The organism is Streptomyces lincolnensis (assembly GCF_021173675.1).
In the GTDB taxonomy this organism is placed as follows: domain Bacteria; phylum Actinomycetota; class Actinomycetes; order Streptomycetales; family Streptomycetaceae; genus Streptomyces; species Streptomyces lincolnensis_B.
In genome coordinates this window covers 187,458-200,300 of the sequence record NZ_JAIHON010000007.1, presented here as the reverse complement: position 1 = coordinate 200,300, position 12,843 = coordinate 187,458, and the positions used below count along the sequence as shown (strand labels likewise).

General features: G+C 72.2%; 12 protein-coding genes. 7 read left to right on the top strand and 5 right to left on the bottom strand.

Features of this window, described 5'->3' with window-relative positions:
• Positions 1–40: 40 nt before the first annotated feature.
• From K4B79_RS21895 to K4B79_RS21885, 3 genes are read left to right on the top strand one after another with little or no spacing between them, the layout of a single operon-like run.
• The gene (locus tag K4B79_RS21895) at positions 41–895 is read left to right on the top strand and encodes an alpha/beta fold hydrolase (RefSeq protein WP_232028535.1); all 855 of its coding nucleotides are present in this window, start codon (positions 41–43) and stop codon (positions 893–895) included.
• Positions 892–1,704 carry an LLM class flavin-dependent oxidoreductase gene (locus tag K4B79_RS21890; protein ID WP_232028534.1) on the top strand — a complete coding sequence of 271 codons (813 nt, stop codon included), beginning with the start codon at positions 892–894 and terminating at the stop codon, positions 1,702–1,704. Before K4B79_RS21895 ends, K4B79_RS21890 begins: the two co-directional genes overlap by 4 nt.
• 13 nt (positions 1,705–1,717) lie before the next feature.
• A complete protein-coding gene (locus K4B79_RS21885) occupies positions 1,718–2,488 on the top strand; it encodes a class I SAM-dependent methyltransferase (RefSeq protein ID WP_232028533.1) in 771 nt (256 codons plus the stop codon).
• A gap of 189 nt (positions 2,489–2,677) precedes the next feature.
• Here the strand turns inward: K4B79_RS21885 and K4B79_RS21880 are convergent, their stop codons facing one another.
• The 4 genes from K4B79_RS21880 to K4B79_RS21865 form a co-directional block, all read right to left on the bottom strand.
• Positions 2,678–3,787: a hypothetical protein gene (locus tag K4B79_RS21880; protein ID WP_232028532.1), complete on the bottom strand. Its 1,110-nt coding sequence runs from the start codon at positions 3,785–3,787 to the stop codon at positions 2,678–2,680.
• Between the two features lie 2 nt (positions 3,788–3,789).
• Positions 3,790–4,842, bottom strand: a complete 1,053-nt coding sequence (locus K4B79_RS21875; protein ID WP_232028531.1) for a hypothetical protein — start codon at positions 4,840–4,842, stop codon at positions 3,790–3,792.
• A 222-nt stretch (positions 4,843–5,064) separates the two neighbouring features.
• A complete protein-coding gene (locus tag K4B79_RS21870) occupies positions 5,065–6,192 on the bottom strand; it encodes an endonuclease/exonuclease/phosphatase family protein (RefSeq protein ID WP_269463764.1) in 1,128 nt (375 codons plus the stop codon).
• Positions 6,193–6,251: 59 nt separating this feature from the next.
• Complete coding sequence (locus tag K4B79_RS21865; protein ID WP_232028529.1) at positions 6,252–6,887, bottom strand: M15 family metallopeptidase; 636 nt, start codon at positions 6,885–6,887, stop codon at positions 6,252–6,254.
• Positions 6,888–6,975: 88 nt separating this feature from the next.
• Here K4B79_RS21865 and K4B79_RS21860 point away from each other — a divergent pair, with 88 nt between their 5' ends.
• From K4B79_RS21860 to K4B79_RS21845, 4 genes are all read left to right on the top strand, one after another.
• On the top strand, positions 6,976–7,671 hold the full coding sequence (locus tag K4B79_RS21860; protein WP_232028528.1) for a response regulator transcription factor: 696 nt from the start codon (positions 6,976–6,978) through the stop codon (positions 7,669–7,671).
• Positions 7,664–8,806, top strand: a complete 1,143-nt coding sequence (locus tag K4B79_RS21855) for a sensor histidine kinase (RefSeq protein WP_232028527.1) — start codon at positions 7,664–7,666, stop codon at positions 8,804–8,806. The genes K4B79_RS21860 and K4B79_RS21855 overlap by 8 nt, the downstream gene beginning before the upstream one ends.
• Positions 8,807–8,928: 122 nt before the next feature.
• Positions 8,929–9,651, top strand: coding sequence for a DUF4232 domain-containing protein (locus tag K4B79_RS21850; protein ID WP_232028526.1), 723 nt, complete (start codon positions 8,929–8,931; stop codon positions 9,649–9,651).
• A 78-nt stretch (positions 9,652–9,729) separates the two neighbouring features.
• Positions 9,730–11,928, top strand: coding sequence for a protein kinase domain-containing protein (locus K4B79_RS21845; protein WP_232028525.1), 2,199 nt, complete (start codon positions 9,730–9,732; stop codon positions 11,926–11,928).
• Positions 11,929–11,996: 68 nt separating this feature from the next.
• Here the strand turns inward: K4B79_RS21845 and K4B79_RS21840 are convergent, their stop codons facing one another.
• Entirely contained in the window at positions 11,997–12,734 is a 738-nt protein-coding gene (locus tag K4B79_RS21840) for a PaaI family thioesterase (RefSeq protein ID WP_232028524.1), read from the bottom strand.
• Between the last annotated feature and the right edge of the window lie 109 nt (positions 12,735–12,843).

Below are 12,843 nucleotides of genomic sequence, written 5' to 3'. Positions count from 1 at the left end.
CGCTTTTCAGCATGGAGTCGCGGGCTCTAGCGTGCTGGACATGACCTCACACCCATCGCACGGCGAGCACCTGCTCGGGATCAACGGCGTCGAGCTGTGTGCGGAGGCCTTCGGCGACCCCGCGGCCCCGGCGATCATGCTGATCGCCGGATCGGCCGCCTCGATGCTGTGGTGGGACGCCGGCCTGTGCGAACAGATCGCCGCCCACGGCCGGTTCGTGATCCGCTACGACCAACGGGACACCGGCCGCTCGACCTGCTACCCGCCGGGGCAGCCCGCCTACTCGTTCTCGGACCTGGCCCTCGACGTGCTCGGCCTTCAGGACACGTGGGGCATCGAGCGCGCCCACCTGGTCTGTCAGTCGATGTTCGGCGGGCTCGGCCTCGTCCTCGGTGTGGACCATCCCGACCGGGTCGCGTCGCTGACGTTCGTCTCGACCTCGACCGGTGCCGACGACCTGCCGCCACCGTCGAGCGAGCTGGCCGTGCCGGCCGAGCCGGACGTCTCCGACGAGGCCGCGGTGGTCGAGTACGTGGTGGCCGGCGCGAAGGCGTACGCCGGTGGCTCGCCGTACTTCGACGAGGCCGCGATCCGGGCGCTGGTCGAGCGGGACGTGACGCGCGCCAGGAACTACGCGTCGACCCTGGCCAACCACTACCGCATCGCGTTCGACGGGCCGGCGCGCGGCGGCTTCGGCGACATCACCGCGCCGACGCTCGTGGTCCACGGCGACCACGACCCGGTGCTGCCGCTGCCGCACGGCGAGGCGCTGCGCGACGCGGTCCCGGGTGCGGAGCTGCTGGTCCTCAAGGGAGCCGGACACGACCTGCCGAGCGCGGTGTGGGACGAGTTCGTGTCGGCTCTGGTGCCGCACACGGAAGGAAGTCGCCCATGAACCGGCTGCGCTCCGCTCTCTGGCTGCCGCTCTTCGAGGAACTCGCCGACCCGCGGGCGGTCGCGCGCCTCGCCGCCGACGCGGAGGAGGCCGGGTGGGACGGCTGCTTCGTGTGGGACCAGTTGTCCTGGCGGGAGCCGGTCCGGCAGGTCGCCGACCCGTGGATCACGCTGGCAGCGATCGCGACCGCGACCGAACGGATCCGGCTCGGCCCGATGATGTCGGTGCTGCCCCGCCGACGGCCGGCCAAGGTCGCGCGCGAGAGCGCGACCCTGGACCGGCTCAGCGACGGCCGTCTCACCCTCGGCGTCGGGCTCGGCAGCGACCGGTTCGCCGGCGAACTGTCCAAGACCGGCGAGGAACTCGACGACCGGCGGCGCGGGCGCATGCTCGACGAGTCCCTGCAGATCCTGACCGCCGCCTGGTCGGGCGAGCCGGTGCGTCACCGCGGCGAGCACTACACCGTCGACGGCATCACCTTCCTGCCGCGGCCGGTTCAGCGGCCGGGCGTCCCGGTGTGGGGCGCCGGATTCCCGGGCAACGCCAAGCCGATCCGCCGTGCCGCCCGCCTCGACGGCTTCTTCCCGGCCAATCTCGAACACCCGGACCAGCTCGCCGACGTCGTCGCCTCCCTCACCGAACTGCGCCATGGTGAGATGGCCTCGTACGACATCGCCGTCGCGCTGCCGCTCGGCGTCGATCCCGCACCGTACGCGAGAGCCGGCGCGACGTGGTGGCTGCCGGAGCTGGACCCGGGGATACGGCTCGACGCCGTGCGGGGAGTCCTCCGCGACGGCCCCGCGATGTGAGGAGACGCTCGCCTTGTTCGACTACGACTCGGAGCTCGTCCGATACCAGAAGCGGCTGTGGGAGGCCCTCGACGTCCGACCCGGCGATCATGTCCTCGACATCGGCTGCGGCTCCGGCACCACCACCCGGGACGCGGCACGGGCCGCCTCGCCGGGCACCGCGCTCGGCGTCGACGTCTCGGGCCCGATGCTGGCACACGCCCGCCGGCAGGCCGAGGCCGAAGGACTCCGCACTGTCGAGTTCGTGCAGGCCGACGCCCAGACCCATGCCTTCCGGCCGGAGCACTTCACCCTGGGCGTCAGTCGGTTCGGCACGATGTTCTTCGCCGACCCGGTCGCCGCGTTCGCCAACATCGGGCAGGCCCTGCGCCCGGGCGCGCGCTTCGTCCAGCTGGTCTGGCAGGCCGCCGACCGCCAGGAGTGGCACACCGCGATCCGGACCGCGCTCTCCGGCGGGCAGACGTCCTCGACACCGGCCCCGGCGGCCGCCAACGCCTTCGCCCTGGCCGACCCGGACGTCGTGGGCAGCGTCCTGACCGCGGCCGGCTTCACGGAGATGGACATCGTCGACGTAGCGGAGCCCGTCTGCTACGGCCCGGACGCCGACCGCGCGCATGCCGCCGTACTCCAGCTGGGCATGGCGAAGGAACTGGTCGCCGATCCGGACGCCGCGTCCGCCGAGCGCGCCCGCGAACGGCTTCGCGCGATGCTCGACGCGCACGACACCGGCGACGGCGTGTGGTTCGACTCCCGAGCCTGGCTGGTCACCGCGCGCCGCCGTTGACCACCGGCGAGCGCGCGGCGGCCCGGACCCCGTCATGGGCCGACGCCGTCGGGCGGTCGGGGATGTGGTGAGCGACGCCGCAGGAGAGTGATCCCGAGGGCGGGACCCCCCAGGGTGAGCATCCGCGGCCTCCTCTTCAAGGACACCGACCCCACCGAGATCCTGCGCGCGAACGCGACGTGCTCGCCCTCAGCCGAACCGCAGGACGCGGGGCGCGAAGGTGTTCTCGGGGCCGGTGGCGCGGCCGACCGACCAGACCGTCTGCGTGCCCGGCACCGGGGCCAGTCGGAACGTACGGGAGTCGCCCTCACCGGCCACGGCCGGTTCGCTGTACTCGGTGAAGGACTGACCGTTCCAGGAGAGGAAGTCCGGGCCGGGGACGAACGGCGGGGAGCTGCCCGGCGGGCCCCACTTCTGCGAGTTGGCCACCGAGACCCAGGCCAGTTCGCCGGACGGGCCGGGCACCAGTGAGGTGATCCCGCCGAAGTCGGTTGGCATGGTCACCCGGTTCCACGCCTGCCCGTCCCAGCGGAGCAGCAGGGGCGGGATGGGCCGGCCCACCGGGCCGCCGACGAACCCGGCCGTGCCACCCGCCCACACCTCGGTCGGCGAGACCGCCAGCACACTGCCCACGGCCGATCGCGGGAAGCCGTTGACGAGCGTCTGCTGCCACGCGTGCCCGTCCCAGTGCGACACGGTCGCGCCCGAGACGGTTTCGCCCGCCGCCCAGACGTCGTCGGCCGCCTTGATGTGCAGGCCGTACACGGCTCCGGGCGGCGCCGGCAGGTCCTGCCAGCCGCCCCCGGCCCGGCGCAGCAACACCTGCGCGCCGTCCCGCGAGCCGATCAGCCAGGTCTCACCGCCGCCGGCGACGACCTTCGTCAGGACGACACCGCTCGGCGGCCGGCTCTCGCGCCAGGCCTTGCCGTCGAAGCGGAGCAGGTGGGCGCCGCCCGCGGAATCGCGGCCGACGGCCCAGGCCGCGGTCGGTGAGGTCGCGGCGATCGACAGCAGCTCTCCCTGCCAGTCGACCCCGGGCAGGCTCTGGCGCTGCCACGCGGTTCCGTCCCAGCGCAGCACCAGCGGGAAGCCCGGCGCCTCGCGGCCGACGGCGTCGGCGCCCACCGCCCACGCCCGGTCCGGCCCGAGCGCCACGGCCTCGTTCAGCCCGGCCTGCGGGCGCAACTGCGCCGGGACCGGAACGTGTTGCCAGGACAGGGTGTCCGCCGCGGCCGAGCTCATCACGGTCATGATGGTCATCACGACGGCGAGGGCCGCGACGAGAAGTCTTCGTGCCATGGTCAGCCTCCCAGCCGTTCACTCATCAGGTTGGGTTTCGAGCCGTAGATCTCGACGGTTCCGAAGGACAGCAGCGAGGACCCGGCCCTCGTCAGGGCACGCGGTCTGACGTCGATCGCGTCGGTGCGCTCGGGGCCGTAGGAGAAGGTGGTGCGGGGGCCGTTCACCCGCGCGTACTTCGACTGGAACGCGCGGTCGCTGCGCACCGGCAGCCACAGCGCGCCGTCCGGGCCGCGCACCATGGCCTCGGTGTAGGTGTCGCCCAGGGGCGGGTAGGTGGTGCGCCAGGTGCGCCCGTCGAAGGTCATCAGGTAGGTGTGGGGCACGCCGTCGATGTACCGGCTGCCGCCGATCGTGGCCCGGCCCGACGGTTCGAGCAGGAGCGTGTGCACGTTGCTGTCGGGCGGCAGGGGCACCCGCGCGTCCCGCCAGGCCGTGCCGTCCCAGCGCAGGACGGTGGTCCCGGTGGTGGTGTCCGCCCAGGCCCAGGCGTCGGTGGCGGTACGGGCGGTGATGCCCATCAGGTACAGCACACCCTCCGGGGTGGACTGTGTGGTCCAGCCGGAACCGTCGTGGTGCAACACCTTCAGCCCGGTGTCGTCCTCCCCCACCACCCACGCGGCCCCGGGTACCGCGGCGAAGTCCTGGTAGGTCCACAGGGTCTGCGGCAGCGGCAGGGAACTCCATCCTCCCGCCGACCTGCGCAGGATCTGCCCCACGCCCACGTGGTTGTGGAGGATCCACACCTCCTCGCCGACGAACTGCACCTTGCCGAGCCAGCCCAGCTCACCGGCGCCGGGGAAGGCGGTCTCCCGGTGCCACGCCCTGCCGTCCCACCGGTACAGCATCGGCCGGAGTCCGTCGGCGGCGTGCTCGTACCCGCTCGCCCATGCCTCGCCCGGCCCGCGGGCGGCGAGATCGGACACGGTCACCGGCGATGCGGCCGCCGGCGGCACCGGCAGCGCCGACCAGCCCGGCGTCACGGCCGCGGCCGGCGTGACCACCGCGGCACACGCGACGACAAAGCAGACGACGAGCGCACGGAGACCGTTCACGGAACCTCCCCAGACCGCGAAGGGCGCACAGCCTAAGGGCGTTGACCCCAACTGTGAACACACGGCACAGGGTCGATCAGGCGCTCCGCGACGCGCGGGGGTGTTCCGGGCCCCTCGGTTCTCGGCCATCAGCCCGCCGAGGCTGTAGAGGGTGAGGTTGCGGCGCAGCGGCATCCGCCCGCCTTGGCGGGTCTGTTACGCCTCCGTGACCTCGCGCGGTGTTCACCAGTTGATTCCGGCCGCCACCGGCAGATGGTCGCTTCCGGTGGCGGGGAGTACCCAGGAGCTCTCCGGACGGACGCCGCGGACCAGGATCTGGTCGATCCGCACCAGCGGGAAGTCGGCCGGGTAGGTGAAGCCGAAGCCGTCTCCTGCCGCGGCCTGGGCGGAGTGCAGCTGCGAGGTGATTCCGTCGAGCGCGCGGTCGTCCGTGGTGCCGTTCAGGTCGCCGAGCAGCACCACCCGCTCGTTCCGCTCGTCGGCGAGGGCCTCGCCGAGCGCCTGGGCGTTCCGGTCCCGCGTGTCGGTCCAGAAGCCCGACCTGGGGTTCACGCGTACGGACCCCAGGTGGGCCACGTACACGGCGAGGGGCCCGTGGTCCGTGGCCACCGTGGTGCGCAGTGCCCGGTTGTCGGCCATCTTGGCCTCGGCCGGTTTGGTGGCCCCCAGCGGCCCGACGTCCTGTTTGATGTCGACCGGCCGGGTGTCGGACAGCGGCAGCCTGCTCCACAGCCCGACCGTGCCCATCACGGCGTGGTACGGGTACGTCGTCGCCAGTTCCTTCTCGTACGTGCCCCGGGCCCGCGGGGTGATCTCCTCCAGGGCCAGCACATCCGCCCCGGATCGGGCCAGGTCGCGGGCGGTGCCGGCCGGGTCGGGATTGTCGGCGCCGACGTTGTGGCCGACCACGGTGAGCTCGTGGCCCGTCCCGGACTTGTCGGTGAGCAGCCCGCCGAAGAGGTTCAGCCACACCGTGACCGGCAGCAGCAGCGCGACCACCGCGGAGGCGGAGCGGCGCCACAGCGCCCCGGCCAGCAGTACCGGGACGAACAGGCCGAACCAGGGCAGGGAGGTCTCCACCAGGCTGCCGAGGCCCCCACGGTCCGTGATCCGCGCGTGCAGCAGCATGACCAGGCCGAGCAGCAGCGCCGGCGCGGCGAGGACCGTACCGCGCTTCCAGGGCCCCGGCCGGGAGCCGAGGAGGATCACCCGGCGGAGGCCCGCGCGCCAGGTCCCGGAGCCGGTGTCCCGGCCCGGTCGCGGGCGGCCGGCGCCGTTCTGTCCGGTCTTCGCCGTATCCCCCGTATCCCCCGCACCCCTCGTATCCCTCGTATCCTCCGCACCCCCCATATCCGCTGTATCCGCCGTATCCGCCCGCGCCACCATCGTCCGGCCTCGCTCACTGTCGGTCACTGCTGCATCCTCGGGTCCTGGGTGGGGTCGGCATACATACGCGGGCAGTCGTGACCGACCGCTTCGGGGCGCAGTTCGTAGTGCCAGGGTTCGTTGCGGTAGATCTGGCACAGCCCGTACGCGGCGCCGTGCCTGGACAGCCACGCCATCGCATCGGAGCGCCCGATGTCGACCGCGTCCCCCGACACGTGCGGCGAGGTCTCGGGGGTGGCCACCCACCGGACGGCCTCCTCCGCGGACCCGTACTCGGCGACCGCGTCGCGCAGCAGCCGGTTCTGGTAATCCGCGGAACGCCAGCCGCTGTTGACGTAGAAGTCGACTCCGTCGTCCGCCGCGTCCGTCGCGGCCCGGCGGAGGGCCTTGAGCAGCTCCGGATCGAGGTTCGCCACGGCCGGGATCGTGTCGTCGAAGACCGTCACGCGGTCGGGGACGGCACCGTGGGCCTCACCCTGCGCACCGCGCTGCTCGGTGCGCAGGGAATTCAAGGGTGATACGGCCGAGGGGGACGCGGATTTCGGGAGCTGGGAGACGAGGGCCGCGGTGATCGCCGTGATGACGATCAGGAGTCCGACGCCGAGGAGCCAGTGAAACCGGCGACCCGCTGTCCGAGCCGATGGCGGGGTTCCAGTCATGCTGCCCAGTCAAGGCAGGGTGGTGTTGTCGGCGCGTATGCGGTTTTCGATACGCCGACGATATGTGTCGGCTCGTAGCATCGACGGCATGCGTGTGCTGATCGTCGAGGACGAACCCTTTCTGGCGGACGCCGTCCGCGACGGCCTGCGCCTGGAAGCGATCGCGTCCGACATCGCGGGCGACGGCGACACCGCCCTGGAACTGCTGAGCGTCAACAGCTACGACATCGCCGTACTCGACCGCGATGTCCCAGGACCCTCCGGTGACGAGATCGCCCGACGCATCGTCGCCTCCGGCAGCGGCATGCCCATCCTCATGCTCACCGCCGCCGACCGCCTCGACGACAAGGCCACCGGCTTCGAACTCGGCGCCGACGACTACCTCACCAAACCCTTCGAACTCCAGGAACTCGTCCTCCGGCTCCGGGCACTCGACCGCAGACGCGCCCACAGCAGACCGCCCGTGCGGGAGATCGCGGGCCTGCGCCTGGACCCCTTCCGCCGCGAGGTCTACCGCGACGACCGCTACGTCGCGCTGACCCGCAAGCAGTTCGCCGTACTGGACGTACTCGTCGCCGCCGAAGGCGGTGTCGTCAGCGCCGAAGAACTGCTGGAACGGGCCTGGGACGAGAACGCCGACCCCTTCACCAACGCCGTCCGCATCACCGTCTCCGCCCTGCGCAAACGCCTCGGCGAACCCTGGATCATCGCCACCGTGCCGGGCGTCGGCTACCGCATCGACGCGCGACCGGAGGCCCTCCGTGAGGGAGACGACCGTGGATAGGCAGGCCGGGCTGAGCGTTCGCGTCAAGCTCACCCTCAGCTACGCCGGGTTCCTCATGGTCGCGGGCTTCCTGCTGCTCGCGGCGGTGTGGGTGTTCCTCCTGCGGTACGTCCCCGAACGGGCGATGCTCATCAACGCCGAAGACAACGCGCACCTCAACGGTGTGTTCCCCGTCCGGTCCTCCCTGCTGAACGTCTTCCTGCCGAGAGCGGCCGCGGTCCTGGCGTTCCTGCTGGTGTTCGGTCTCGTGGGAGGGTGGATCCTCGCCGGCCGCATGCTCGCCCCGTTGACCGGCATCACGAACGCCGCGCGCATGGCCACGAGCGGGTCGCTCTCCCACCGGATCCGGCTGCCGGGCCGGAAGGACGAGTTCCGCGAACTCGCCGACGCCTTCGACGCGATGCTCGCCCGGCTCGAAGCACACGTCGCCGAGCAGCAGAGATTCGCGGCCAACGCCTCGCACGAGCTGCGCACCCCGCTGGCGGTCTCGAAGGCCCTTCTCGATGTGGCCCGCGCCGATCCGACCCGCGACACCGGCGAACTCGTCGACCGCCTCCACGCCGTCAACACCCGGGCCATCGATCTCACCGAGGCACTGCTCCTGGTCAGCCGTGCCGACCGGCGGTCCTTCACCCGAGAACGCGTCGACCTGTCCCTCATGGCGGAGGAAGCCACCGAAACGCTCCTCCCCCTCGCGGAGAAGCACGGCGTCACCATCGAGACGCGCGGCGACATCACGCCCACGACCGGATCGCCGGCGCTCCTGCTGCAACTGACCACGAACCTCGTCCACAACGCGATCGTCCACAACCTGCCCGAGGAAGGCGCCGTGTGGGTCACCACCGGTGTCCGCCCCAAGACGGTGGTCCTCACCGTCGAGAACACCGGCGAGCAGCTCACCCCGGAGCTGGCCGCGACACTCACCGAACCGTTCCAGCGCGGCACCGAGCGCGTGCACGGCGACCACCCGGGCGTCGGCCTCGGCCTGGCCATCGTCAAGACCATCACCCACGCGCACGACGGAACGCTCACCCTCACCCCGCGCCCGGCCGGCGGGATCCGCGTCACCGTGGAACTACCCGCCGTATCCCCCCACTCCGGCCCGGTGTCCGAAATCGGCCACGTCCCGCGGTGAGCGGCGAGCGGGTGTGCGACGAGCGATCTCCCGTTCCACTATGGTCTGGTGGCCTGCTTCGCAGGTGAACGGGATGTCCCTGTCCGGAAGAGGTAACCAGCTTGCGCACGCACCGCCTTGCCATGGCAGCGGCCAGTTCCGCCGTCCTGGCGCTGACCCTGGCCGCCTGCGGAGAAGGCGACGCCGAGTCGCGGTCCGTCGAATCGACGACCACGGAATCCACCGACCCGGCCCTCACCCCCTCGGCCACCTCGCCGTCACCGTCGCCGTCGACGACGACGTCGGCCACCGCCACGGAGGACAGCGCGAAGGACGCGGATGCCGAGAACTCCGCAGGCGGTTCCGGAAAGGACGGCGGCACCGGGGCGGGCGACTCCAACTCCCCGTCCAGCGGCACAGTCCCCGGCGGCGCCAAGCCCGTGGACTGCACCACCGGTTCGCTGAAATTCGCCATCAAGAAGGTGAAGAACCCCGTCGACCACGTCCTCATCACGGCGACCAACACCGGTTCCAAGGCCTGCCATCTCTACAGCTACCCGGCCCTGCGCATCAGCGAGAACTCGCAGGCCGTCACCGCCAGGGTCGGCGAGAGCAAGCCGCGGACCGTCGTCACCCTCGACCGCGGTGCCACCGGGTACGCGGGTCTGATCACCGCCTCCGCCGACCGCAACAGCGAGACCAAGGTCACCACGCCCTCGATCGGCCTGAGCCTGTTCGGCCCCGACGAGGGACCCACCGGGTCCGCGGTGGACATACCCGTTCCCGGCGGTTCCCTGTACGTCGAGGAAGACAACGCCCAGGTCACCTACTGGCAGGACAACCCGGGCGACGCTCTCGCCTGGTGACCTCCAACAGGCCGTCGGGGCAAGGGCTTTGGCCTAAGCTGGGCCGCTGATCCGCGTCGGAAGAAGGTGTCACGGTCCATGCCGTTGCGAGAGGGTGATCCCGCGTCCGTAGGGGGCTATGCCCTGCTCGACAGGATCGGCGCCGGCGGCATGGGCACCGTGTTCCTGGGCCGCTCGGCCGCCGGACGCAAGGTCGCCGTGAAGCTGGTGCACCCCCAGCTCTGCGAGAACGAGGAGTTCCGCGCCCGTTTCCGGCAGGAGATCGCGGCGGTCCGCCGGGTCAGCGGGGCGTTCACGGCACCCGTCGTGGACGCCGACCCGGATGCCGAACAGCCGTGGATGGCCACGCTGTTCGTGCCGGGCCGGAGTCTGTCGGCCCAGGTGGAGAAGGACGGCCCGGTGACCGGGCCGGAGCTGCGCATCCTGGCGCTGGGGCTCATCGAGGCGCTGCGTGAGATCCACCGGGCCGGCGTGGTGCACCGCGACCTGAAGCCGGGCAACGTGCTGATGGCCGAGGACGGCCCGCGTGTCATCGACTTCGGCATCTCCCGCGCCGCCGACAGCCAGACGCTGACCGTCACGGGCAATGTGATCGGCACGCCGCCGTTCATGTCGCCGGAGCAGCTGCGCTCGCCGCGCGATGTCACCTCCGCCTCGGACGTGTTCTCACTCGGCTCGCTGCTGGTCTACGCGGCCACCGGGAACGGCCCGTTCGACGCGGACACCCCGTACATGGCCGGCTACCAGGTGATGTACGAGGAGCCGGCGCTGGAGGAGGTTCCGCGACCGCTGCGCTACATCGCCGCACGCTGCCTGGACAAGGACCCGGCGGCACGGCCCGGACTGGCGGAACTGCACGAGTGGTTCCTCGCACTGCCGGAGAGCGGGACCGGCGCCGCCGAGGCCGCCCTTCGTATCCCGCCCCCGGGCGGCTCCAACTCCACCTCCGATTCCAACTCCGGCGACACCGGCGACCGCGCACTCTTGGGGGCCACCACCGAACCCGTCACCCACGGGGGTCTGCCCCGAAAGCGTCGTCGCCGACGGCTCACGCGAGTGCTCACGGCCGTCGGTACGGCGGTCGCCGTGACCGGGGCGGGTCTCGCTGCGGTCAACGCCTTCGGCGGCGACGACCAGGGCTCCGCGCCCACCGCCTCGCTGCCCGCCGGCTGGCGGCCCTGGCAGACGACGCTCCGCCAGTCCTCCGGGTCCGACACCATGATGGATTCCGGCCCGCCGGGGTGCGTGTCCGCGGGCACCGTCCTCTACTGCGGCGGCGAGGGCTTCACCGTCGCGAAGGTCGATGCCGCCACCGGCCGCGTCCTGTGGCGGTCCGGCGACTCCGTGCAGAACGGGACGCCGTACGGCGTGCGGGACGGAGTCGTCTACGTCGCCGAGCAGACCCAGGGCGAGTTCCGGACCGCGGCCGTGGACACCGCCACCGGGAAGCGCCGGTGGGCGCGAGACACCCCGAACGACGACTCGGCCGTGTTCAGCGGCGGGCTGCTGACCACCACGGGCGACATCAACGGATTCATCGCGTACGACACCTCCGGGAAGAAGCTGTGGCAGTCGCGGAAGGCGGCGTTCTGCGACCCCTTGTCCCTGGCCGGCGTTCCGTACGCCGAGTGCACGATCGCCGGCGAGCCCGGCCATGTGCCCGTCACGCTGCTGCGCCTCGACCCCGCCGACGGCACGGCGCGCAAGCTCGCGGCCCTGCCGATCGGGTCGAAGGGCCTCGGGCAGTCCGGGGGTGAACCCGTCTACGCCCAGCCCGCGGCGGCCGCCAACCAGGACGGGGAGATCGAGAGCGAGCGCCGGTACACCACGCTGCTGCGGGTCGACCCGCGGACCGGCGCCGTCCGTCCCGTGCCGCTGCCCCGCACCCTGCGCGGCACGCCGACCCTGCTCGGTGGCGACGTCGTGGTCTTCGCCCAGACCAACGGAACGGTCACCGCGGTGTCCGCCACCGACGGCAAGCAGCTGTGGCAGCGGTCCACCGGCATGGAGGGCCTGTCGCAGCCGGTCCTGTCGGCTGCGTACGGGCGGATCTACTTCTCCAACCGCATCGGCCGCGTGCTGGCCCTGGAGCGGAGCACAGGGAAGGAACTCTGGCGCACCCCCGCCGTCGACCTTCTGGGGGACGCGTCCCAGGACTGGGTGCCCAGCGTGACCCTCGTCCGGGACGCGGTCGTGGCGATGACGGGCAACACGCTGTTCTCCGTCGGCCCGGACGGCCCGGACAGCCCCGGGACACCGGCCGCCGACGGGCGTTGAGCTGCTCATCAACAGCGGATGAATCAGGCGCCCGTTGACTCCCGTCAGCTCCCGTTGACTCCCGTCAGCTATGTGCCGGCCGAGCCTCCGGCTCGGGGGTCCACCCACAGCGCCGAGGCGATACCGCAGAGGTCGCCCGCCGCCGTGGTCAGGGCGACACCCATCCAGTGCTTCCGCCCTTCCTCCCGGAGGACCCACGCATGGGTCACCAGCGGAGCGGAGACCGGCACCGGCCGGAGCAGCCGCGCCGTGAGGGAGGCCGTCACCGCGCCCGCCCGCATCGTCCCCAGCTGCCGGCCCGCCGCGTTCCCGGGGCAGTCGAGGGCGCCCCACACCAGTGCCTCGGGCAGCTTCCCCGCCGTGTCGGCGAGCGCGGGGCCCGCGGTCCACGCCGTGGCCACCAGATCCCGTCCCGGCACGACTCCGCAGTGCTGGCGCAGGCCGGTGTCCGGCGTACGGTCGAGTCCGCACCCGAAGCAGTCCACGACTCCCCCGGGAGCGGCCGCGCGGTACGCCTCGGCCGCCGCCGACGCCTCCTCCCAGGAGGGCGGTTCGGGTACGTCGAGATCCAGTTCGTCGGGCGTGGCCACCGCGAGCACCCCGTCCGCACCGCTCAGCACGGCCCCGCCGCCGTCCGTCCCCGTGAGCTCCACCGGCACCTCCACCGGGGTCGGCCTCCGGAAATCCACCCGTACGGCCCCGGCCGCCGCCCGCCCGGCGAGCACCCCCGCCACGTATCCGCCGAACGCCACCCCGGGGTACCCGCGCAGGTGGTCGGGCACCGTGATCATCTCGCTGTCGGTCATGGCGCCCACTCCACCACACGGTCGGCGCGGGTGAGTTGACCGGCTTGTCCGGGACGCCCGGCACGTCGTGCCGCCGCGGCGACAATGAGAAGGCGACGGAGTCCAGGGC

Excerpts from the sequence above, each read along its gene's own strand:
- K4B79_RS21895 (WP_232028535.1), top strand. The coding sequence starts at position 41 with ATGACCTCACACCCATCGCACGGCGAGCACCTGCTCGGGATCAACGGC.
- K4B79_RS21890 (WP_232028534.1), top strand. The coding sequence starts at position 892 with ATGAACCGGCTGCGCTCCGCTCTCTGGCTGCCGCTCTTCGAGGAACTC.
- K4B79_RS21880 (WP_232028532.1), bottom strand. The coding sequence starts at position 3,787 with ATGGCACGAAGACTTCTCGTCGCGGCCCTCGCCGTCGTGATGACCATC.
- K4B79_RS21870 (WP_269463764.1), bottom strand. The coding sequence starts at position 6,192 with ATGGGGGGTGCGGAGGATACGAGGGATACGAGGGGTGCGGGGGATACG.
- K4B79_RS21865 (WP_232028529.1), bottom strand. The coding sequence starts at position 6,887 with ATGACTGGAACCCCGCCATCGGCTCGGACAGCGGGTCGCCGGTTTCAC.
- K4B79_RS21860 (WP_232028528.1), top strand. The coding sequence starts at position 6,976 with ATGCGTGTGCTGATCGTCGAGGACGAACCCTTTCTGGCGGACGCCGTC.
- K4B79_RS21850 (WP_232028526.1), top strand. The coding sequence starts at position 8,929 with ATGGCAGCGGCCAGTTCCGCCGTCCTGGCGCTGACCCTGGCCGCCTGC.
- K4B79_RS21845 (WP_232028525.1), top strand. The coding sequence starts at position 9,730 with ATGCCGTTGCGAGAGGGTGATCCCGCGTCCGTAGGGGGCTATGCCCTG.
- K4B79_RS21840 (WP_232028524.1), bottom strand. The coding sequence starts at position 12,734 with ATGACCGACAGCGAGATGATCACGGTGCCCGACCACCTGCGCGGGTAC.